We start from the raw sequence: 24,039 nt of genomic DNA, 5'->3' as shown, positions 1-24,039 counted from the left end.
GAATGAAAAAAGAAACAGATAGAACGAAGTCTACTAGTGTAGCCGATTTGCCGTATCACGCCTAATCGCCTTAACCTCAGTTACTTATTATATTTCTTTTTGCTTAGTGCTTTTATCAATAAAGGAAATCGATAAATAAATTTAGTATTTAAGGTTATTAGATAGAGCCAATGGGTCTTTAATTCATCTTCTGGTAGTGAGATACCCTTCCATCATCAGAAAAATATCACAAAACAATAAAGCACTATAAAGGTGCCTCGCTTTTTAAGGCAGGATAAATGAGCAATCAACCCCCATTTTTATCAATGCTTCCGTTAACTTCTGAGCAATTGAACAAATTACAGGACGTCACCAAAGATTTAGCGCCAGCACAAATTGCGTGGCTTTCTGGCTATTTTTGGGGGCAATTTAATCAGCCAGCGAGTACGACCTCTGTTGCTTCTGAATTAGCCCCCCAACTAGTTCCTGAAGTAGAAACGATCACGATAATTTCGGCTTCTCAAACTGGAAATGCTCGTCGTCTTGCGGAACAGCTACGAGATAATCTCGTCACGAATAAATTGAATGTAGAGTTGTATTCAGCAGGTGAGTATAAATTTAAACAAATCCATAAAGCCACCACCTTAATTATTGTGACATCAACCCAGGGCGAGGGAGAGCCACCTGAAGAAGCTATCGCATTTTATAAATATTTAAATGCTAAAAAAGCCGCTGAGATGAAAGAAACCTCTTTTGCCGTACTGAGTTTAGGTGATTCATCTTATGAGCAATTTTGCCAAGCAGGTAAAGATTTTGATGAACGTATTGCCCAGTTAGGTGCAACTCGATTATTACCAAGAGTTGATGCGGATGTTGACTATCAAGACATCGCAAATCAATGGATAACAGAGTTAACCAATGTATTAAAAGCGCGAGTACCTACTCAAAATGCGGCGGTGTTACAACACACTCAGGCGGGTACAACAGATACTGTAGTTGCTTCGCGCTACCATCGCGATGCACCATTTACCGCAACCTTATTAACTAATCAAAAAATTACAGGCAGAAATTCTGATAAAGATATTCGTCATATTGAATTCAGCCTTGAAGGCTCGGATTTGCAGTATCAACCTGGAGACGCACTTGGTGTTTGGTTTGATAATTCAGTTGAAAAAGTTGATGAGCTAATCGGGTTATTATGGCTAAAAGGTGATGAACTCGTTACGGTGAAATCACAAACGGTAACGTTAAAAGAAGCGTTATTGCATCATTGTGAATTAACGCAAAATAGTGCTCCTATCGTAAAAGCTTATGCTCAGTTAACTCGCCATGAGGATCTATTATCACTTGTTGCGGATAAAACAACGCTTCAGCAATATGCAGAAAAACATCCCATAAATGAAATGGTACGCCAATATTGTGCTCAACCTATAGCTCAAGATTTTATTGATATTTTGCGTCCACTCACTCCTCGACTTTACTCTATCGCATCCTCTCAACAAGAAGTTGGGGATGAAGTGCATCTCACTTTGGGGGTGGTGCGTTATCAAGTCAATGGTCGTGCTTACGCGGGCGGTGCTTCAGGTTTTCTTGCTGATAGGGCAGAAGAAGGCTCTGCTATCAATGTTTTTATCGAAAAGAATGATCACTTTCGTTTACCGAATAATAACGATGCGCCAGTTATTATGATTGGCCCAGGTACAGGTATTGCTCCATTTCGAGCTTTTATGCAGCAGCGTGAAAACGACGGTGCAACGGGTAAAAACTGGTTGTTTTTTGGTAACCCTCATTTTGTTGAAGATTTTCTTTATCAAGTGGAATGGCAGCGCTATGTCAAAAGCGGTTTGTTAACTCATATCGATTTAGCATGGTCACGCGATCAATCTCATAAAATTTATGTACAAGATAAATTGCGTGAACAAGGCAATCAAATTTGGCAATGGTTACAACAAGGGGCTTATCTCTATGTTTGTGGCGATGCATCACGGATGGCGAAAGATGTTGAACAAACTCTATTAGAAATAGTGATGAAGTATGGCAATAAAGATATTGATGAAGCAGATGAATATTTAAGTGAGCTACGTCTAGAACGACGATATCAGAGGGATGTCTATTAATGAAATCACATACTCAAACGCCCTTGATTGTTGAAGGGAAACAGGCTGATAGCGAACGCATGAAAAAAGAAAGTCATTTCCTGCGCGGTACTATTACAGAAGACTTACAAAATGGCTTAACGGGCGGTTTTGAGGGCGATAACTTCCTGTTAATTCGCTTTCATGGCATGTATCAGCAAGATGATAGAGATATCAGAGCCGAACGTGCTGAACAGATGCTAGAACCTCGTCATGCTATGATGTTACGTTGTCGTTTACCTGGTGGCATTATCACCCCTAAACAGTGGTTAAATATTGATAAATTTGCGACAGAAAATACTCTCTATGGCAGTATTCGCATTACTAACCGTCAAACTTTTCAATTTCATGGCATCTTAAAAGGTGATGTAAAACCAGCGCATCAAATGTTAGCTTCGGCGGGCTTAGACGCTTTGGCAACGGCTAATGATGTTAATCGCAATGTTTTATGTACTTCGAACCCCGTGCAATCGTCATTGCATCAAGAAGCGTATGAGTGGGCTAAAAAAATATCAGAACATCTTTTACCCCGAACTCGCGCTTATGCGGAGATCTGGCTAGATAAAGAAAAAGTCGCTACTACTGATGAAGAACCTATTTTAGGTGAGACGTATTTACCGCGGAAATTTAAAACCTCAGTGGTTATTCCACCTCATAACGATGTTGATCTTCATGCCAATGACATGAACTTTATCGCAATTGCTGAAAATGGACATTTAGTTGGTTTTAATGTGCTGGTAGGTGGTGGTTTAGCCATGACACACGGCGATAAAAACACCTTTCCGCGTTTGGCTAGCGAATTTGGTTATATTCCTATCGATAAAACGCTGGCCGTGGCAGAAGCGATTGTGACGACTCAACGTGATTGGGGAAATCGCACAGAACGTAAAAATGCCAAAACCAAATACACACTAGAGCGTGTAGGAATAGAGACGTTTAAACAAGAAGTTGAGCGTCGTTCGGGCATTAATTTTGACGATATTCGCCCTTATGAATTTACTCATCGTGGTGATCAAATTGGTTGGTTAAAAGGTGTTGATAATAAATGGCATCTTACTTTATTTATTGAAAATGGACGATTAATTGATAATCCAGATTCACCATTAAAAACCGGTGTAGCCGAAATCGCTAAAATTCATCATGGTGATTTTCGTTTAACCGCCAATCAAAACTTAATAGTGGCTGGTGTGCCCGAAAATGAAAAAGCCAATATTGAGGCGATTGCGCGTCAATATGGCTTAATTAACGATAATGTAACACCATTGCGTCAACATGCTATGGCGTGTGTTTCATTTCCTACATGCCCACTGGCAATGGCTGAAGCAGAGCGTTTTTTACCTGCATTTACTGACATCCTTGATGGTTTAATGACAAAGCATAGTATTAGCGATGAACACATCGTTGTGCGCGTGACGGGATGCCCTAATGGTTGTGGTCGAGCAATGTTGGCTGAAGTTGGGCTGGTGGGGAAAGCACCAGATCGTTATAACCTGCATTTAGGTGGAAACCGCATTGGTACACGCATTCCAAGAATGTATCGTGAAAATATAACTTCACAAGAAATTATCGGAATACTTGACCTTTTGATTGGTAAGTGGGCAATTTATCGAAATTCAAATGAAGGTTTTGGTGATTTTCTTATTCGTACTGATGTGATTAAACCTGTCATTAATTCAGCTGTTGATTTTTATGAGTTGCAGGAGGCGGTATGAGCCTATTGCCGCTATCTCAATTAGTGCAATTACCCGCTGATAAACAGAAACTAGCGTTAGCGGAAATTAACCGACTACTAGAGCAAAAAAATGCCATAGAACGTGTTACTTGGGCTTTAGAATATTTACCTAAAGAATGGGTGTTAAGCTCAAGCTTTGGTGTTCAAGCAGCTGTTTGCTTGCATTTAATGACTCAGCAATATCCTAATATTTCTGTGATTTTAACTGATACAGGCTATCTTTTTCCTGAAACTTACCAGTTTATTGATACATTAGCGCAACAGTTAAAACTCAATTTAAAAGTTTATCGGGCTGAAATATCTTCATCTTGGCAGGAAGCGCGATATGGCAAGCTTTGGGAACAAGGTGTTAAGGGAATTGAACGTTATAACCAAATAAATAAAGTTGAGCCAATGGAAAGAGCATTAACTGAATTAAATGCTCAAACATGGTTTGCGGGGTTACGACGTCAGCAATCAAAGAGCCGAGAACATTTACCGGTGCTTTCTATTGCGAAAGGCACTTTTAAAATGCTGCCTATTGTTGATTGGGATAATAAACAAATTTATCAATACCTTAAAGAAAATAATTTGCCATATCATCCATTGTGGGAGCAAGGTTATCTTTCTGTGGGGGATACCCATACAACACGCAAATGGGAAGAAGGTATGAGTGAAGAAGAGACTCGCTTTTTCGGCTTAAAACGTGAGTGCGGATTACACGAATAGCGTAATAGCTAAATATTAAAATGATTTGGGTAATAGAGAAATTTATTACTCCATTTGTCGTTTGTTTTTTTATTAACATTTTGATAAATAAAGTTTTTTCTTATTCCTTTCTGTTCCATCTCATAGCTTTTTGTCATTTCATAAGCGCTATTTCTCCTTTTATAGTCATTTCTCATAAATTGAACAAATAAATGAGAATACGCGTATGGATTATCTACCATTGTTTGTGGAATTAAAAAATCGCCCAGTGCTACTGGTTGGTGGTGGCCATGTTGCAGCGCGTAAAGCACTTCTTTTATTACGCTCCGGAGCCAAATTAAAAGTCATTGCGCCTAATTTATGTGATGAGTTGTATCAATATCATCAGCAACAGAAAATTGAGTGGGTATCGGCACAGTACCAGTCAGAACAGTTAATTGGAATAATGTTAGTCATTGTGGCAACAGATGATAGTGAACTGAACCAGCAAGTTTATTTTGATGCTCAAGCTCGGCATATTTTTGTCAATGTGGTGGATTCTCAGCCTCAGTGCTCTTTTATTTTTCCTGCCATTATTGATCGCTCACCTATTTTGGTCGCGATTTCTTCTGCGGGTAAAGCCCCAGTATTAGTCAGAATGCTACGTGAAAAACTAGAAGCGCTATTACCAACATCGTTAGGAACAATGGCGACTATAGCGGGAAAGTGGCGTAGCAGAGTGAAGCAACAATTGCAGACATTTCAAGCGCGTTGCCGATTTTGGGAGCAAGCTTTTAGTGGGAAATTTGCAGCTTTAGTTGCTAGTGACCAGCTTGTCCAAGCGCAAGCGCAGTTAGAGCAACAACTTCAGCAGCCAAAAAATCATCATCAAGGAGAACTCGCTCTTGTTGGTGCAGGGCCAGGTGATGCTGGCTTATTAACATTACGAGGCTTACAAGTTATTCAACAAGCAGAAGTTGTACTTTACGACAGCTTAGTGAGCGCTGAAGTATTGGAACTGGTTCGTCGTGATGCTGAGACGATTTGTGTTGGTAAAAGAGCGGGATATCACAGTGTTGCTCAAGAAGAAACTAACGCATTGATTGTGAAATTTGTTCAACAAGGCAAACGCGTTGTTAGGCTAAAAGGGGGCGATCCGTTTATTTTTGGCCGAGGTGGCGAAGAGTTAGAAGTTGCTACTGAACATGGCATCACTTTTCAAGTGGTTCCTGGTATCACCGCAGCTAGCGGCGCTAGTGCTTATGCTGGTATTCCTTTAACTCATCGTCAATATGCTCAAAGTGTCACTTTTATGACTGGGCACTGTAAAACCGAGGGTATCGAGCCTGATTGGGCTGCTTTAGCTAAAGCTAATCATACTTTAGCCATTTATATGGGCACCACTAATGCGCAGCTTATTAGTCAACGCTTAATCGAATATGGTCGCTCGTCATCCACACCTATTGCGGTAATTAGCTGTGCAACACGTATAGAGCAACAAGTTTTTACGGGAGATTTAACTCAATTAGCTGAATTAGCCGCTAAAGCGCCGATGCCTGCGTTGTTAATTGTCGGCGAAGTGACTGCTCTTCACCATCAATTGGCTTGGTTTAGTGATAAACCAAGCCAACAAGCACACGCTTCATCGCGCTCATCCTTGATTCATTTTGCCTAAAAAAGGGATTGTTATGAATGAAACACAATTAACGCATCTTCAGCAATTAGAAGCCGAAAGTATTCATATTCTTCGTGAAGTTGTCGCTGAATTTGAAAATCCTGTCATGCTTTATTCAATTGGCAAAGACTCATCGGTGATGCTGCATCTTGCTCGTAAAGCTTTTTATCCCGCTAAATTACCTTTTCCTTTATTGCATGTTGATACCGGTTGGAAATTTCGCGAGATGTATGAGTTTCGCGATAAAACAGCAAAAGAATATGGGTTCGATTTAAACGTTTATCGCAATCCACAAGGTGCTGAATTAGGTATTAATCCTTTTACTCATGGTAGTGCAAAACACACTGATATCATGAAAACAGAAGGGCTAAAACAAGCATTAGATAAATATGGTTTTGATGCAGCATTTGGTGGCGCTCGGCGTGATGAAGAAAAATCGCGTGCTAAAGAACGTATTTATTCATTTAGAGACAGATCTCATCGTTGGGATCCGAAAAATCAACGCCCTGAATTATGGAAAAATTATAACGGACAAATTAATAAAGGCGAAAGTATTCGTGTATTTCCGTTATCAAACTGGACTGAACTCGATATTTGGCAATATATCTATTTAGAAAATATCGATATTGTTCCGCTCTATTTTGCCCAAAATCGTCCCGTTATTGAGCGTGATGGCAACTTAATTATGGTTGATGACGACAGAATTGATCTAAAACTAGGTGAGGTTATTACACAGCAGAAAGTCCGATTTAGAACACTTGGATGTTGGCCTTTAACAGGGGCAATTCCATCACAAGCAGAAACACTACCCGCCATTATTGAAGAGATGCTGATTTCCACCAGCAGTGAGCGACAAGGACGTTTGATTGATAGCGATCAATCCGCATCAATGGAACTAAAAAAACGCCAAGGTTATTTCTAATAGGAGGATGTATGGGATTAGCAGCTATCAAAACAAATCAAATTATTGCGGGCGAAATCGCGCAGCTCGGTGGTGTTGAACGTTATCTTAAAACACAACAAAACAAAGGGTTATTACGATTTTTAACCTGCGGCAATGTTGACGACGGAAAAAGTACACTAATTGGACGCTTACTTCATGATACACGACAGATCTACGAAGATCAGCTTTCTACATTGCAAAATGAAAGTAAAAAGATCGGAACGCAAGGTGAAAAACTCGATCTTGCTTTGCTGGTGGATGGATTAGCCGCAGAACGTGAGCAAGGGATAACTATTGATGTCGCTTATCGTTATTTCTCTACTGCCAAACGCAAATTTATTATTGCGGATACGCCAGGACATGCTCAATATACCCGCAATATGGCGACAGGAGCATCAACAAGTACGCTTTCTATTCTGCTGATCGATGCTCGAAAAGGGGTGCAAGAACAGACTCGCCGGCATAGTTTTATCAGTACTCTATTAGGTATTCGTCATTTAATTGTCGCGATCAATAAAATGGATCTAGTAGATTATCAGCAGGCTGTATTTGAGTCGATCCAACAAGACTACCTTTCTTTTGCTGATCAGTTACCAACCGATCTTACTATTGAATTTGTCCCTATATCAGCGCTTGATGGTGACAATGTTGTTTCTGTTTCACAAACAATGCCGTGGTATCAAGGTAAAACATTGCTCTCATTACTCGAAGATGCACCAGTTAAATTAGCTGTTGGATCTCAATCTCTGCGTTTTCCTGTGCAATATGTTAATCGGCCAGATTTAGATTTTCGCGGATATAGCGGAACTGTTTCTTCTGGTGTGTTGTATCAAGGGCAACAAATAAAGATATTGCCTTCAGAACAAATATCGACGATTAAACGTATTGTGACGTTTGATGGTGATTTAGCTCAAGCCAAAGCAGGACAAGCTATTACGCTGGTTTTAGCTGATGAAATTGATATTAGTCGTGGTGATATTATTGTTGATGTAAATGAATCAACAATCAATGTTAGTAATCATGCACTGATTGATATTGTGTGGATGTCAGAGCAACCTTTAGTCCAAGGGCAAACACTTGATATCAAAATTGTGGGTAAAAAAAGCCGAGCAAAAATTGAAAATATTCACTACCAGGTTGATGTTAATAATTTAACGCAGCAAGTGACTGATAACTTAGGACTTAATGCTATTGGTAGTGTTGAGGTTTCATTTGAAGAGCCATTAGCACTTGATAACTACCAATATAATACTGATACCGGTGGGCTGATTTTTATTGATAGATTAAGTAACGTTACTGTTGGCGCAGGTTTAATTAGAGAGACACTCGCTAATCAACAAGAAACAATCCCGCAATACGATACATTTGAGCTAGAACTTAATCAGCTTATTCGACGTCATTTTCCTCATTGGGGTGCCAGAGATTTACTTGGAGGAAAATAGATGACGATACAAAATAATATTGTATGGCATCCTCATACCATAGAACAAAAAGATCGTGAAGCAAGACAAGCACATAAAGGATGTGTGCTTTGGTTTACCGGATTGTCAGGTTCAGGTAAGTCAACCCTTGCTAATGCATTAGAACAAGCGCTTTATCAATACTCACTCGATAGTGCTCCTATTCGAACCTATTTATTAGATGGTGATAATTTACGTCATGGGCTTTGTGCTGATTTGGGATTCAGTGACATAGATCGTCATGAAAACATTCGTCGTGTTGGTGAAGTGGCAAAATTAATGGTCGATGCAGGATTAATCGTATTAACAGCATTTATCTCGCCTTATCAGCAAGACCGGCAGCAAATAAGAGATCGTTTTGCACAAGGTCGATTTATTGAGATCTTTGTCGATACACCTTTAAGCCTTTGTGAACAGCGTGATCCCAAGGGGTTATATCAAAAAGCTAGACGTGGCGAAATAAAGCAATTCTCTGGTATTGATTCACCTTATGAAGCACCTGTTAACCCCGAACTACATTTAAATGGTGCTCTTCCTCTTCCTGAGTTAACTCAGCAAATCTTCAGTTTTTTACAAAAAAATCAATTTTACTCATTGAGCTAATTTTGTATTCTTCTTTTTTGTGTGTTCTCTCATCATAGGGAATACACTTTTTTATTATTAATAATGTAATATATTCCAGCGCTTTTGTGGCGTCTGAGTTTGAGTTGTGGGATGATTAGCCCATTAATCTTGGGGGTGGCAATGGGGAAATTGACAATTTTACTTCTGGTTTTACTTGGCTGGCTGCAATATTCATTATGGCTAGGTAAAAATGGTATTCATGATCACACCAAAATGAGCCAAGAAGTTGAATCTGCATTAACGCAAAATGCACAATTAAAAGCGCGTAATGACCGTCTATTTGCAGAGATCGATGACCTCAATGGTGGGCAAGAAGCGTTAGAAGAACGTGCCCGCAGTGAATTAGGCATGATAAAACCTAATGAGACATTTTTCCGTATTGTGAATGATAAATCTCAACCTCGTCGTTAATTTATTGAATTAATAGTGTGTTCTGATACAAAAACCATAATGAATATAATAAATCCTAATCTTCCTATTGTTGCTGTGATCCCTGCCGCAGGTGTCGGAAGCCGAATGCAAGCAATCTGCCCAAAGCAATATCTTAAAATTGGCAGATTAACTATCCTTGAACATACGATTAATGCCTTATTAAAACACACTCGTATTTCTCAAATAATCATTGCGATTAGTCCCAAAGATGACTATTTTCACACCTTATCATTAGCTAAAGATAAACGGATAATAACAGTTGAAGGTGGCGGTGAACGAGCGGACTCCGTGCTTTCAGGCTTGATTTATGTCACTGAGCATTTCCCTAAAAACACATGGGCATTAGTTCACGATGCAGCAAGACCTTGTTTAAGTTTTGGTGATCTTGATAATTTAATCCAACTTATCGATGACAATTATACTGATCCACAATTTTGTGGTGGGATCTTAGCAACACCGGTGCGAGATACCATGAAGCGTAGTCATTTAAAAGATAACCATATTGAACAAACTGTCGAAAGAACAACATTATGGCATGCTTTAACACCTCAATTTTTTCCTGCCACATTATTAAAACAGAACCTTGAAAATGCACTTTTGCAAAAGGCGACAATTACTGATGAAGCCTCGGCAATGGAGTTTTGCGGCTATGAACCTCTATTAGTGAAAGGGCGTGCAGATAATATTAAAGTGACTCAGCCAGAAGATTTAGCTCTCGCAGAGTTTTTCCTCTCTCGTCAAATTACCAATATAAGGAACACATAATATGAGAATTGGACACGGCTATGATGTACATAAATTTGGCGGAGAAGGCCCGATAATTATTGGTGGTGTAAGAGTACCTTATGAACAAGGGCTATTAGCGCATTCTGATGGCGATGTTGTGCTACATGCAATTACAGATGCTATTTTAGGCGCTGTTGCCATGGGCGATATTGGTACGTTGTTTCCTGATACGGATCCAGCATACAAAGGTGCTGATAGTCGTGTGCTGTTAAGAGAAGCATTTTCACGAGTAAAAGCAAAAGGTTATCGTATCGGTAATCTTGATGTCACTATTATTGCTCAAGCACCAAAAATGCTACCTCATACGCCTCAAATGCGCGTGAATATCGCTGAAGATTTAACCTGTCATATTGATGAGGTTAATGTAAAAGCAACCACAACAGAAAAGCTCGGATTTGTTGGTAGAAAAGAAGGTATTGCCTGCGAAGCAGTGGTTTTATTAATTAAAGAGTCATTACCTGAATGAGTGAATTACCAGAACTCCATTGGCTACATGGAAAACCAGAAGCTACGGGTGTATTAAAATCCATTCCTGAAGATTTTATTGTGTGTGAAGATCTCGGCTTCTCTCTTGATGGAGAAGGCGAACATGTAATGGTTAAAATCAGAAAAACGGGATGTAATACGGCATTTGTTGCTGAAAAATTAGCGAAATTTGTTGGGATCCATCAACGCGATACGAGTTATGCTGGATTAAAAGACCGTCATGCGGTCACCGAACAGTGGTTTTGTTTACGTATGCCGGGCAAAGAAATGCCTGATTTTAGCCAGTTGATGCTTGAAGGGTGCGAGGTATTAGAAACCACACGCCAGCAACGTAAATTACGTATTGGTACCTTAAAAGGTAATCACTTTAACTTAGTGTTGCGCCAAATTTCAGACAAAACATTTGTTAATACACGAATTGAGCAGATCAAAGCAAAAGGTGTTCCTAACTATTTTGGTGTGCAACGATTTGGTCGTAATGGCGAAAATTTACGCCAAGCTCAGCGTTGGGCGCTGAATGAAATTCGAGTAAAAGAACGAGGTAAGCGTAGTTTTTATCTTTCTGCGGCACGTAGTGCGATGTTTAATCATATCGTAAGCAAAAGACTAGAACGTGATTTATATTCAAAGGTCGTATTGGGTGATGCGATGCAACTTCATGGACGTGGCAGTTGGTTTGTTGCACAAGAAGATGAACTTGCACAATGTCAAATGCGTTATGAACAGCATGATCTTCATATTACAGCGCCAATGCCGGGCGACGGTGATTTAGGAACGCAACACCAAGCTCTGAGTTTTGAAACAGAAAACCTTGCTGAATATGAAACATTATGGACGCTTGCACGACAAGCTCGAGTCGATAATACACGACGAGCGATAAATGTTTTGCCAGAAAATATTTCATGGAATTGGCTAGACGACACCACTGTTTCGTTGGCATTCTTTTTACCCGCAGGCAGCTTTGCCACTAGTGTTGTCCGTGAATTAATATCATTAGGAAATGAAGATGCTGAAAATATTGGTGAGTAATGATGATGGCGTAATGGCAAAAGGCATTCAGATCCTCGCCAAAGCTTTACGCCAGCGTTATGATGTTCAAATTGTTGCTCCTGATCGTAATCGCAGTGCTGCATCTAACTCTTTAACAATAGATAGACCACTACGCAAACAAGAATTAGATAATGGGGATATCGCTATTATTGATGGTACGCCGACAGATTGCGTCTATCTTGGTGTAAATCATTTAGTGCGCCCTCGGCCAGATATTGTGGTTTCAGGTATTAACCACGGACCTAATTTAGGTGATGATGTTATTTATTCCGGTACTGTTGCTGCCGCGACTGAAGGGCGATTTCTTGGCTTACCTGCAATAGCCGTCTCTTTAGATGGTGAAACTCATTTTGAGACAGCGGCACAGGTGACTTGTGAAGTATTAGCCATGTTGCAACGTGTACCTTTACGAGCCGGCAATATTTTAAATATCAATGTGCCAGATATTCCATTAGATGAAATTAAAGGTTTTCGTATCACACGCTGTGGAAGCCGTCATGCTTCTCAACATGTTTATACGCAAACTGATCCTAAAGGGAATTCGCTTTACTGGATTGGGCCTCCAGGTGAAAAAAATGATATAGGGCCTGATACAGATTTTGCTGCGGTTGACGAAGGTTATGTTTCTATCGCCCCGTTACATGTAGATTTAACGGCATATAAAGCACAAGAATTACTACAAAATTGGTTAAATAAAGCAGAGGTCAAAAAAACATGTTAAGTCGGTCAATGAAAGACTTACTGACAATGTTAAAACAACATGGCATCAAGGATGAGAGCCTGTTGGAAGCAATGAGCAAAGTGCCAAGAGAGTTATTTATTGATGAAGCACTCTCTCATAAGGCGTATGAAAATACAGCCTTACCTATTGGTAATGGGCAAACTATTTCACAGCCTTATATTGTTGCTAAAATGACAGCATTACTTGAGTTAAAATCAAGTGATTCTGTCTTGGAAATTGGTACAGGGTCGGGTTATCAAACTGCTGTATTAGCAAATATAGTCCATCATGTTAGCTCTGTTGAGCGTATAAAATTATTGCAATGGCAAGCCAAACGACGTTTTAAGCAACTGGATTTACACAATATATCAACACGGCATGGCGATGGATGGGAAGGGTGGTCATCAAAAAGCCCATTTAATGCTATTATTGTGACAGCAGGTGCAACAGAAGTGCCACAACAACTATTGATGCAATTAGCTGATGGTGGCAGGATGATAATTCCTGTTGGCGAACAACAGCAAATACTTAAATTTATCCGTCGCTTAGGCAATGATTTTCACTATCAATCTATAGAAGCCGTGAGATTTGTCCCCTTAATTGCGGGTGAGTTAGCATAACTTCCAGATAAATCTTACCGTTTTTTATTACTGCTTTTTAACAGCTTGTCGTAATCTGCACTAATAAATGAAACATTTTCAAAAAAATTGCAGTCTTTTTGTTCAACTAAACAAATTGCTAGACGCTAATGCCTTTTAAAGGGAGAAGGAAGTATGAATTCAGAAAGCCCGATTAAGCACATCCGCTGGGCAATCATGTGTTCGGTAATCGGATTTGCGTTAACAGGCTGTGCAGATACGCCTTATCGTCCTGCACCTATTACATCGGTGAATAGTGATAGTTCTTCACCGAATAGCACTGTTTCAACGCCACCGGTGATGACAGCTGGTGCAACACCTATGGAACGAAGCCAACCATTGCAATCGTCTCCTCCTTCTTCAATAAGGGTCGATTCATCTACTCAAAATAATACGGTTAACCAACCGCGTACTCAGCCTCCTGTAGTATCTACACAAAATGTAAATACAGATGATGGTACAGGACGTATTGTGTATAACCGTAACTATGAAAATATTCCTAAAGGGAATTACAACGGAAATACCTATACTGTAAAACGTGGTGATACCATGTTCTATATTGCATGGATAACGGACAGTGATGTAAAAGAGCTTGCATCAATGAACAGTATTTCTGAGCCTTATAGTTTAAATGTAGGGCAAGTACTGAAGATAGGTAATCGCCAAGTCAACACTGGAACTAATACCAATGTTAATACTTCTGTGATTGACCATTCAAGTAGTACAGGTGTTCAAACGGCACAAACGAAACCGGCAAATAATAATACGGCAATGGGGCCGCTGATTACAAAACCGGCAACGACCACAACTACACCACCAACTGCACCACCAAAAACAACATCTACGCCACCTGTAACAACAGCGACAACGCCAACGCCGGCTGCTGTAACAGGAAAATGGACATGGCCTGCACAAGGTAAAATTATTGAAAGTTACTCAAGTGCACCGGGTGGTAATAAAGGTATTGATATCGGTGGTACTCGTGGTGATCCTATTGTTGCAACCGCAGCGGGTAAAGTTGTGTATGCAGGTAGTGCACTGCGTGGTTATGGTAACCTAGTTATCATTAAACATAATGATGAATACCTCAGTGCATATGCGCACAATGATACTATTTTGGTTCGTGAACAACAAAGTGTGAATGCAGGCCAACAGATTGCGACGATGGGTAGCACTGGAACGAGCTCGGTGAGACTGCACTTTGAAATTCGTTATAAAGAGAAATCTCTTAATCCTATGAGTTATCTACCTAAAAAATAGGTAAGTTATTTTCTCGGATAGTGAATATTCCTAAATTTAAGCACTCTTTTAAAAAAATTAAAAGGGTGCTTTTTTTTATGAGTAAAATAATTAAAAGGTTGAAATAAAATAAATTTTAACTACGTAAATACGCTTAATTGAACAGAGAAAGAATGCGTTATCTATATAAAATTATAGATAACGTTAAATTAGACTGTTGATTATCAACCAATGAATGCGTATGCTGAATTGCTAGATAAGAGAATGAATAAAGATTCGTTGTTATTGAAAGTTAATCTATAAATTAAGACTTTGTTTCTAAAGCTATTTTCTTTATTTGATTACTTTTGTAATAACAGTAAATAATATAAATTATTTTATATTATTTTAATATTGTGAGTTTTTATTTGTCTTTTTTAGATGTAAATAGTCACAAGTTATTCATTAGATAGAGTAACAATACGTATAATTAAAAATATGTAAAAATATAATAACAAGATACTGTTAATAACCTGCACTCAATAGTTAATTAAAATATTGAATCAATAAAGAATAAGATTAACAGTAAAATAGATATGTTAGCTTTAATTTTGTAATTCGTTACAAGGGAAAATCAGTAACCCGTTGTGTTATTGCACAACGATAAGCTGGTAAATAGACATCAACACGATAGTCGTTTACCTAAATATCAAGGGTAGGAGCAGCTGATGAGCCAAAGTACGCTAAGAGTAAACGAGTTATATACAGATGATACTGATGAGAACATGGAAGAGTTCGATGAAGTTGCTGCAAAAGAGGTAGAGAATGAGTCCGATGCTCAAGAAGAAATTGAACTTATTGAAGGTGTCAATCAGCGTGCACTCGATGCAACCCAGCTTTATTTAGGAGAAATTGGTTATTCTCCGTTGCTGACTGCTGAAGAAGAAGTTTTCTTTGCCCGTAGAGCGCTACGTGGTGATATCCCTTCAAGACAACGAATGATAGAAAGTAATCTACGTTTAGTTGTTAAAATTTCTCGCCGTTACACTAATCGAGGCCTTGCCCTGCTTGATTTGATTGAAGAGGGTAATCTTGGGCTTATTCGTGCGGTCGAAAAGTTTGATCCTGAAAAGGGTTTTCGTTTTTCAACTTATGCAACATGGTGGATACGTCAAACCATTGAACGTGCCATTATGAATCAAACTCGTACCATCCGTCTTCCTATTCATATCGTCAAAGAACTTAACGTTTATCTAAGAACAGCAAGAGAGCTAGCACATAAGCTGGATCACGAGCCAAGTGTTGAAGAGATTGCTCAAACATTAGATAAGCCTGTTGATGATGTCAGTAAGATGCTGCGTTTAAATGAACGCATTACCTCTGTTGATACGCCTATTGGCGGTGATTCAGAGAAAGCCTTACTTGATATTATCTCTGATGAAAATGAAGAAGGGCCAGAGGCGACAATTCAAAATAATAACCTCAAGGAAAACATCATAAAGTGGTTATTTGAATTAAATCCCAAACAGCGTGAAGTACTTGCTCGTCGTTTCGGATTGTTAGGTTACGAGGCTGAAACTTTAGAAGATGTTGGCAGAGAAATAGGCCTGACAAGAGAACGTGTTCGTCAGATCCAAGTTGAAGGATTAAGACGATTAAAAGATATTCTACAAAGTCAGGGGTTATGTATTGAAGCACTTTTCAAAGCGTAGCTAACAGCAGTATTTCTGTTTATAAAAAGTGTTATAACATGATTATCAAGCCGATTAGCCCATTAGCTAATCGGCTTTTCTTTATCTATATGTTGTATTTTAGTAATAAGAAAGATAAAAAGTGAAAACGTAATATCGACTGTATCTTATAGGAATAATAAAAAGAGATTATGAAAGATTACTTTTTAAACGTTAAATTAGAGCAATGTGATTTTGACCAAGGCGAAATTTCGCCTAAAGGAATGGTAAGAATAATCGCTTCAGGTAACACCTTTTACTTTAATGAAGAAGATTTCACGCAATCTCAAACTTTTCTTAAACGTTTAAAATTAGGGGATGAACTGAAAATTTGCGCTGAATTACTTAAAGATGGTAGTTTTTGGGTGCAATGGATTGCTCATTCAACTAAAGGGCGACTAGAGCCAGAACGAACGTTCACATTAACGACAAAACAGAAAAAATGGCTTTTTATTGCTTTAATTTCTACGGTGATAGGAAGCTGGTGGACTTATTTTTCATTAATGACGCTAGATTTTAATTTTTTATTAGTTATTTCTACGATACTCGCAATAGGCTTTGTTATAGCAGGAACAAGCTATATGGTTGAAAAAATGTATTTTTGCTTTAAGTTACTTAGACCAAAACATAAAAAAAGACTTAAAGCGCTTGATAGTGTTCTTGCTAATAAATACAGTATTTTGTCAGATGGTATTCAACTCATTATTCCAAAAATAAAACAGCCTATATTAGAAAAATTAATTATTAATAAAAAGTCCATTGCTAAATTTAAGCAAAGCCAAGTAAAACGTATTAGAGGAAAAATAAATATCCATCATGTAGATAGAGTGACTATTTATCAACGAGGTAGTAATTACTCATTGACTAAAACTTTATTTCAAATAGATAACATACCTTTTATATTGAGCTACAGAGATCGTTATTTTTACTCTGATCATAATTTATTTATGGCTAATGGCGATGATATTGAACTCTTTTATTGGCAATCTCCAAATAATAGCTCTACTCCTGTAATTCTAGGTGTTTATAATCATACGGATGGCGGTGCTTACACGATTACAGCGCAAGCATATATTAGTCATCAGCAAGCTAAAAATCCTATTATGTTCGCATTTGGTGCAACGACTGCATTTGTTTTTTCTATTTTTGCTTTTTTCGCAATTTCGGAAGTTTATGAAAAGGGTAATTATTGGGATAAATGGGACTGGCTTTCTATTGGTGATACCTTTTTAGGAATGGGAATTATATTTACAGTAATAATGTCAGGGATTATGTTTTTAATTCTTTTGTTTTCAAATCTTTATATTGTATTCTCTGCAAAAGGCATGAGCAGTTATCAAACCTATTTCTTGTTGCAAGAGCAACGAATGAAAAGAGAGCAATCTCTTTATATTACGGGGTTGAGCTTATGAATCCTTTTCTTCGTAAAACTTTTATTATTGTCACAGGTTTATTTATTCTGAGTTTATTACTCTGTTATGGGCTGCTATTTAATGGTTTTGAAAAAAAATGGCAATGGGAACAGCCCAGTATTGGGAATTTATCTGATCACAACATTGAAAATTATAGTTGGAAACAACATTTTAACTCACCAGTAGGTATATTAATAAAAGCTGAATCAGATAATTATCGCTATGAGGTTGATATAAATCGCAATGTATATCGTCAAAATACACCTAAGGAATATGCACTCTATTTTTCCGATAAACAGGGGGTTCGATTTATCACTAAAAGTAGTGAGGAAACTTTTTACAACGCCTACTGCACTGCTGAAAGGTGTATTATATTTTTCAATAAAGGTAGAAAATTTATTGATTTAAATAAATTTACTATTAGTAAATTAGAGTTTTATTCTAATGACCCTAATAAAACCCCAATATCATTGATTGGTGGCAAGATATTTGGGTCTGAATCAACATCACAATTAATATTGGCAGACAATAGTCATATTTATTTTAGTGAAAATGAAGGACTATCTTGGCAGAATGAAATTAATGTCGAAGCATTAATGAAGCAGTATTATGCTGAAGATTTTGGGCAGTTTACTTCATTAAATTATGCTCTTTCAGAAGATTCATTACTGATATGGTATAACAATGATTTGACGGCTAATACACTAGAATTAACACTCGATTTAGTTAATAAAAATATTACTCAATCTCGCTGGCTTCCAATTCGTATCAGACAAGTTGCTCAAAATGAGAAAGGCGAAATATATTTTATTGCGCTCTCAGCATCGCGCGAGCTCTTTTCTATTGTACGTTATCAAACTGATGGTCAATTAACGACATTACTTGAAAATGGTTATACCTATCTAGATGATATGATCGTCAATAATGATTATATTTTGGTAAATAATAGTCATGGTGATGATCGGCAATTATTAATTATTGATTTAGAAACACAGCAGAAACAATATCGAAAAAAAATTGACCGATATTCAATTTTTAACCCCGCATTATCCGAATTTATTCGTTTCCCTGAACAATACACGGTGGAACAATCGTTTTTGTTATTAGGTGAACGAGTAAAATATCAATACGCACCCATTAACTAACAATAAATACTTAATTGTCAGTGACTAAATATAAATGAGTGAGTATTTTTATAATATGATAAAAAAATGGCTCAATACAGTTTTGGATCTTGAGCCATTAATTTTATTAGCAATAATCATTCAGAAAGTTAAAGATAAACTTATTTTGTCATCTCTTTTAAGCGATAAAGTTGTTCTAAGGCTTGTTTGGGGGTTAGTGAATCAGGATCAATCTTATCTAAAGCCAGCTCTACGGCTGATGGTTCTGCATCACTTAATAGCATTAATTGTGATGTTTCAACATGTCCTGAACTAGAGTGGCCCGAGACTGCTTCAAGTTCTTTTAGCTTTTGTTTTGCTCGGCGGATCACTTCTTTTGGTACACCCGCTAAAGAAGCGACAGCTAAACCATAACTTTTACTGGCTGCTCCTTCTTGAACACTATGCATAAAGGCAATGGTATCGCCGTGTTCTACTGCATCTAAATGAATATTTGCCGTGCCTTCGAGTTTCTCTGGCAATGTGGTTAATTCAAAATAATGTGTGGCAAATAATGTCATTGCTTTTATTCGATTAGCGAGGTTTTCAGCACAAGCCCAAGCAAGCGATAATCCATCATAGGTTGATGTACCTCGACCTATCTCATCCATTAACACTAAACTGTTTTCGGTCGCATTATGTAAGATATTGGCTGTTTCTGTCATTTCCACCATAAAAGTGGAACGACCTGAAGCGAGATCATCAGAAGCCCCTACACGAGTAAATATGCGATCTATCGGACCTATAAGCGCTTTTTCTGCTGGAACAAAACTCCCAATATAGGCAAGTAAGGTAATTAATGCAGCTTGACGCATATAGGTACTTTTCCCCCCCATATTAGGGCCGGTAATAATTAATAAACGGCGCTGAGGGGCAAGTTGTAATGGGTTAGAAATAAAGGGTTCACTTAAAACCTGTTCAACTACAGGGTGGCGACCACCTGTTATTTGAATTCCTGCTTTTTCAGTTAATTCGGGGCGAGTATAGTTTAACGTTTCGGCACGTTCAGCTAAGTTAGCTAACACATCTGTTTCAGCCAATGCTTCAGCACTTATTTGTAACGCAGTAAGGTGAGGTAATAACTGTTCAAAAATCTCATCGTAGAGCATTTTTTCGATAGCCAAGGCCTTGCCTTTCGACGTTAATACTTTGTCTTCGTACTCTTTTAGCTCAGGAATAATATAACGTTCTGCATTTTTCAGCGTTTGACGGCGCACATAATGCATCGGCACTAAGCTGCTTTGCCCGCGGCTAACTTGAATATAGTAACCATGTACACCATTAAAACCGACTTTTAGCGTTTCTATACCCCATTTTTCACGCTCACGAATTTCTAATTTATCTAAGTAATCGCTTGCACCATCAGCAAGTGCGCGCCATTCATCTAATTCTGCATGATAACCAGATGCAATAACGCCACCATCTCGTACTAATACGGGCGGTGTTTCTACTATCGCTTTTTCTAATAGTTCACATAACTGATCAAACTGACTAATACGCTGTTTTAATTCTTTTATATAAGGCATATCAGTTTGTTCAAGAATGTGGTGAATTTCTTGATATTGTTGGAATGCATGTCGCATACGAGAAAGGTCGCGAGGTCGTGCTGAACGTAATGCTAAACGTGCTAACACACGTTCTAAATCACCAATTTGGCGTAAAAAAGGCTGCAATTCAAAATAGAGTGGTTGTAAAGCGCTAATGGCATCTTGACGCTTAACCAATTGTTCTCGTTTACGTAGAGGTGTGTGTATCCAACGTTTAAGCATTCTGCTACCCATTGGGGTAACACAAAGGTCTAAGACCGAAGCAAGCGTATTATCACTACCCCCTGCCAGATTTTGGGTAAGTTCCAGATTACGTCGAGTTGCTGCATCTAAAATAATAGAATCTTGAGGGCGTTCCATTGTAATGCTGCGAATATGAGGCAGGGATGTACGCTGCGTATCCTTCACATACTGTAGCAAACAACCCGCAGCGCAAAGTGCAAGATGAGCATTTTCGACACCAAAACCGGTTAAATCACGAGTACCAAATTGCATATTAAGTTGTTGCTTGGCTGTGTCGGGCTCAAATTCCCAAATAGGGCGGCGGCGAAGCCCATTTAGGCGTTCAATTAGTGCCATTGACTCAAAGGTTTCAGGATAAAGTAATTCAGCGGGGTGAGTACGTTGTAGTTCTGCTGCCATACTATCGCTATCTAACATTTCAGTGACCCGAAAACGGCCCGATGTGATATCTAACGTTGCATAACCAAAAGCACCATTTTTATCCTGCCAAATAGCGGCTAAAAGGTTATCTTGACGTTCCTCAAGTAAAGCTTCATCAGTCACTGTACCTGGCGTGACAATACGCACAACTTTGCGTTCAACAGGGCCTTTACTTGTTGCTGGGTCGCCAATTTGCTCACAAATGGCAACGGATTCACCTAATTGCACTAGTTTTGCTAGATAGTTTTCTACCGCATGATGAGGAACTCCCGCCATTGGAATTGGCTGTCCTGCGGATTGCCCTCGTTTCGTTAGCGAGATATCTAATAAGCGAGATGCTTTTTTGGCATCATCGAAAAACAGTTCATAAAAGTCACCCATACGATAAAACAGTAAAATTTCAGGATGCTCTGCCTTGAGTTTCAGGTACTGTTGCATCATTGGTGTGTGAGTGTCTAAGTGTTGGATGTCAGTCATGGTGTCGTCTGTTTTTAGCGTATTGAGTTTAGGTTCATCTGTGAAAATTTATTATTGCACTAAATATCGTTATGTTTCACAAGATTCGCTAGGATCATATCATAAGGATTATGTGATTTGTTTTAATTGAATGAAATATCACACATAGTCAAAAGACAAACGAAAATCTGTTTTTTTGTTCTTGTTTATAACCTCTTAAATATAATTAAAATTGTGTATAAAAATAGTATTTACATTATAAAAAACAATTAATTAAAATTTTCATATGTGTTAATACATTAAGCTGTATAACGAAATTTATAAATAGCTGTTTTAATCACTCAAAACAAGGCTTTTGCTAATGTAAATTGGGGATTACTCCACTTTTGCGGCATAACTCGCATAAAGACAACATACTCACCACTTATTGATTTAACAAACTTGAATTTATCTATATTTTCTTAGATGGTTGTGGTCTAGCAAGATATTATGACAGCAAAAATAACCAAACCGATAAAGTAAATAACGTATTATTCAATGCTTTTTTAATAATTAACATATTCGAATTCTGGTTAAAAAAACTATCAGTTTTACTTACTTCTTGCGCCATAAATTAAATATTACTAACTATCGTGATCTTATTCTGAGTATGACTAAGCGATATTGTTGCTGAAGGTTTATTAGGTAAAATATTGAAAAATTATTTTATTTATATCTTGAGCAAGGAAGAAAATCAGTATGAAAACTAAAATTATGAAAGTGGCATTATTAGGTGCGTTAGTATTGCCTTTAGTGGGGTGTGATAATGGAACGCCTAACTGTGATAGCTCAGAAGCAAAAGATTTAGTCGTTGATATTACGAAAGATGAACTACGTGATCAAAAAATGGGTTCTTTGATTGATCAAATTAAGATCAAAGTCGAGAGTGTTCGTACCCGTGAGCATGACGCAAAAAGAGATACTTATTCATGTGCAGCTGATCTTTCTTTTGAAGGTCAAGGCGGTAAAAACTCGATTCCTATTACTTATACGATTGAAAGTACTGATGACGGTAAACAGTTCTACGTCAATGTATTTGGCTTGTAATAAAAAATTTATCTTATAGAAATCATATCAGTAGCTATCATAAATGAAGACAAATGTTATTGCCCATTCACAATCAATTAATAAAATAGTAAGTCAATTAAAGGATGAGTTAGATTTATCAATAATAGGTGTAACACCAACAGAAAAATTAACCAATTCAATTGAACAACTTAAAATAAAATTGAAAGAACGAAATGAAAATGACTTATCTGAATTAGCAAACAATTTGATTCAAACAGCATTTGAAACAGGAGTACATTCTGGGTTTAAAAGAGCTTTAGAACGTATTCAAGATGGTAAAATAGAGGTGCGAAAAATAAGAAACGAAGATTTATGGCAATTATATTCTTATTCTCAACGTTACCAAATAACTGAAAATATTCCATCTATGGATGAAGAATATCAAAAAGTAGTCACATACGTAGTATTATCAACCTTTGGTTTTAAGTGATAGATATGTATAGATATATAGGCTAATGCCTATATATCTATTAACAATAAATCTTACACTAAATCATCTAAAAACTCAGGTGAGGGAACAAAAAATAGCGTTCCTGTTACTGCGGTGCTGAATTTAAGTAGTTTATCAGTATGACCTTCGGGTGTACCTGCAAACATATTTTCTAGCATTCGACGTGTAGTGGAAAAATAACGAGCATAGCCAATAAAATATGTACCATATTCATTTCTTGACGGATTAGAAAATGGCATATTAGCTCTAACGATTTTTAAATCATCACCATTTTTGTCTTGAATATTAGTAACAACATTATGAGAGCCCGGTTCTTTCTCATCATCGGTTAATTCAACATCATTGAATTTATGTCTGCCAATAACTTTCTCTTGTTCTATTAGGGGCTGTTTTTCCCACGCTTCCATATCATGGATATATTTTTGAACAAAAGCATAACTACCACCAGAAAATGTAGGATCTTCATCACCGATAACTGCATATGATGCACGCTCATCTTCATATTCTGGATTTTCTGTACCATCAACAAAACCAATAATAGAGCGTCCGTCAAAATATCTAAATCCATGTACTTCATCGACGGGCTTAACGATATTCTTTAGCTTTTGACTGATAATAGATGCGAGCTCATAACAAGCTGAAACTTTTAACGCTCTAATATGAAAAAAGAGATCACCAGGCGTAGAAACTGCGGTATAGGTAGTGCCTTTTATCTCTTTAAAAGGTATTAATTCTTTAGGCTTAGCTTGATTTGGGAATAAATTTGACCATGCATCGGCACCAAATCCCATTACACAGCTAGTTTCTAACTCGGGAAAACGTGTTCTCATACTACGTATGATGCCAGATAAATTATTACAGAAGTCGATAAGTGTAGAACGCGTATCTGGTGATCCTATTAAGTTAAAAACTAAAAAATAGGCATTTTCACAAGGGGATTTCGTAACATCTTGGTATTTCATATT

The 24,039-nt window shown here is 37.8% G+C and carries 21 protein-coding genes; 19 read left to right on the top strand and 2 right to left on the bottom strand.

From position 1 onward, the window contains the following. The first annotated feature begins 278 nt into the window (after positions 1-278). The 17 genes from cysJ to M997_RS15020 all read left to right on the top strand — a co-directional run bounded on the left by cysJ (position 279) and on the right by M997_RS15020 (position 18,832). Positions 279-2,096, top strand: a complete 1,818-nt coding sequence (gene cysJ / locus M997_RS15100; RefSeq protein WP_064720938.1) for an NADPH-dependent assimilatory sulfite reductase flavoprotein subunit — start codon at positions 279-281, stop codon at positions 2,094-2,096. Continuing rightward, positions 2,096-3,826: an assimilatory sulfite reductase (NADPH) hemoprotein subunit gene (cysI, locus tag M997_RS15095; RefSeq protein ID WP_064720937.1), complete on the top strand. Its 1,731-nt coding sequence runs from the start codon at positions 2,096-2,098 to the stop codon at positions 3,824-3,826. Before cysJ ends, cysI begins: the two co-directional genes overlap by 1 nt. Continuing rightward, positions 3,823-4,554 carry a phosphoadenylyl-sulfate reductase gene (locus tag M997_RS15090; RefSeq protein WP_064720936.1) on the top strand — a complete coding sequence of 244 codons (732 nt, stop codon included), beginning with the start codon at positions 3,823-3,825 and terminating at the stop codon, positions 4,552-4,554. Before cysI ends, M997_RS15090 begins: the two co-directional genes overlap by 4 nt. A 205-nt stretch (positions 4,555-4,759) precedes the next feature. Further along, positions 4,760-6,187 (top strand): siroheme synthase CysG, encoded by a 1,428-nt coding sequence (gene cysG, locus M997_RS15085; protein WP_064720935.1) that lies wholly within the window; start codon positions 4,760-4,762, stop codon positions 6,185-6,187. 13 nt (positions 6,188-6,200) lie between these two features. Then, positions 6,201-7,109 (top strand): sulfate adenylyltransferase subunit CysD, encoded by a 909-nt coding sequence (gene cysD, locus M997_RS15080; protein WP_064720934.1) that lies wholly within the window; start codon positions 6,201-6,203, stop codon positions 7,107-7,109. Between the two features lie 11 nt (positions 7,110-7,120). Then, positions 7,121-8,572 (top strand): sulfate adenylyltransferase subunit CysN, encoded by a 1,452-nt coding sequence (gene cysN / locus M997_RS15075; RefSeq protein WP_064720933.1) that lies wholly within the window; start codon positions 7,121-7,123, stop codon positions 8,570-8,572. Then, a complete protein-coding gene (gene cysC / locus M997_RS15070) occupies positions 8,573-9,193 on the top strand; it encodes an adenylyl-sulfate kinase (protein ID WP_064720932.1) in 621 nt (206 codons plus the stop codon). A gap of 141 nt (positions 9,194-9,334) precedes the next feature. Continuing rightward, the gene (gene ftsB, locus M997_RS15065) at positions 9,335-9,625 is read left to right on the top strand and encodes a cell division protein FtsB (protein ID WP_192876383.1); all 291 of its coding nucleotides are present in this window, start codon (positions 9,335-9,337) and stop codon (positions 9,623-9,625) included. A 39-nt stretch (positions 9,626-9,664) separates the two neighbouring features. Further along, positions 9,665-10,411 carry a 2-C-methyl-D-erythritol 4-phosphate cytidylyltransferase gene (ispD, locus tag M997_RS15060; protein ID WP_064720947.1) on the top strand — a complete coding sequence of 249 codons (747 nt, stop codon included), beginning with the start codon at positions 9,665-9,667 and terminating at the stop codon, positions 10,409-10,411. A 1-nt stretch (position 10,412) separates the two neighbouring features. Next, positions 10,413-10,898 carry a 2-C-methyl-D-erythritol 2,4-cyclodiphosphate synthase gene (ispF, locus tag M997_RS15055; RefSeq protein ID WP_064720930.1) on the top strand — a complete coding sequence of 162 codons (486 nt, stop codon included), beginning with the start codon at positions 10,413-10,415 and terminating at the stop codon, positions 10,896-10,898. Further along, on the top strand, positions 10,895-11,947 hold the full coding sequence (truD, locus tag M997_RS15050) for a tRNA pseudouridine(13) synthase TruD (RefSeq protein ID WP_064720929.1): 1,053 nt from the start codon (positions 10,895-10,897) through the stop codon (positions 11,945-11,947). Before ispF ends, truD begins: the two co-directional genes overlap by 4 nt. Continuing rightward, positions 11,925-12,689, top strand: a complete 765-nt coding sequence (gene surE, locus M997_RS15045) for a 5'/3'-nucleotidase SurE (RefSeq protein ID WP_064720928.1) — start codon at positions 11,925-11,927, stop codon at positions 12,687-12,689. Before truD ends, surE begins: the two co-directional genes overlap by 23 nt. Continuing rightward, positions 12,683-13,309 (top strand): protein-L-isoaspartate(D-aspartate) O-methyltransferase, encoded by a 627-nt coding sequence (locus M997_RS15040; protein ID WP_064720927.1) that lies wholly within the window; start codon positions 12,683-12,685, stop codon positions 13,307-13,309. Before surE ends, M997_RS15040 begins: the two co-directional genes overlap by 7 nt. 153 nt (positions 13,310-13,462) lie before the next feature. Continuing rightward, positions 13,463-14,587, top strand: a complete 1,125-nt coding sequence (gene nlpD / locus M997_RS15035; RefSeq protein ID WP_064720926.1) for a murein hydrolase activator NlpD — start codon at positions 13,463-13,465, stop codon at positions 14,585-14,587. Between the two features lie 686 nt (positions 14,588-15,273). Further along, the gene (gene rpoS / locus M997_RS15030; RefSeq protein WP_064720925.1) at positions 15,274-16,257 is read left to right on the top strand and encodes an RNA polymerase sigma factor RpoS; all 984 of its coding nucleotides are present in this window, start codon (positions 15,274-15,276) and stop codon (positions 16,255-16,257) included. Between the two features lie 170 nt (positions 16,258-16,427). Continuing rightward, on the top strand, positions 16,428-17,687 hold the full coding sequence (locus M997_RS15025) for a hypothetical protein (protein WP_064720924.1): 1,260 nt from the start codon (positions 16,428-16,430) through the stop codon (positions 17,685-17,687). Next, positions 17,684-18,832, top strand: coding sequence for a hypothetical protein (locus M997_RS15020; protein WP_064720923.1), 1,149 nt, complete (start codon positions 17,684-17,686; stop codon positions 18,830-18,832). The genes M997_RS15025 and M997_RS15020 overlap by 4 nt, the downstream gene beginning before the upstream one ends. Before the next feature lie 140 nt (positions 18,833-18,972). On the opposite strand, the gene mutS is transcribed toward M997_RS15020, so the two are convergent. After that, a complete protein-coding gene (gene mutS / locus M997_RS15015) occupies positions 18,973-21,537 on the bottom strand; it encodes a DNA mismatch repair protein MutS (RefSeq protein WP_064720922.1) in 2,565 nt (854 codons plus the stop codon). Between the two features lie 717 nt (positions 21,538-22,254). Between mutS and M997_RS17530 the strand changes: the two genes are divergently transcribed. Then, positions 22,255-22,602, top strand: a complete 348-nt coding sequence (locus M997_RS17530) for a hypothetical protein (RefSeq protein ID WP_064720921.1) — start codon at positions 22,255-22,257, stop codon at positions 22,600-22,602. 43 nt (positions 22,603-22,645) lie between these two features. Further along, positions 22,646-23,053, top strand: a complete 408-nt coding sequence (locus tag M997_RS15005) for a hypothetical protein (protein ID WP_064720920.1) — start codon at positions 22,646-22,648, stop codon at positions 23,051-23,053. Between the two features lie 53 nt (positions 23,054-23,106). Here the strand turns inward: M997_RS15005 and M997_RS15000 are convergent, their stop codons facing one another. Further along, positions 23,107-24,036: a Dyp-type peroxidase gene (locus M997_RS15000; RefSeq protein WP_064720919.1), complete on the bottom strand. Its 930-nt coding sequence runs from the start codon at positions 24,034-24,036 to the stop codon at positions 23,107-23,109. Positions 24,037-24,039: the final 3 nt, after the last annotated feature.

Source organism: Proteus hauseri ATCC 700826, assembly GCF_001654965.1.
Classification (GTDB): Bacteria; Pseudomonadota; Gammaproteobacteria; order Enterobacterales; family Enterobacteriaceae; genus Proteus; species Proteus hauseri.
Note: the sequence above shows the minus strand (reverse complement) of the source record. Positions and strands in the feature narration are given on the sequence as shown.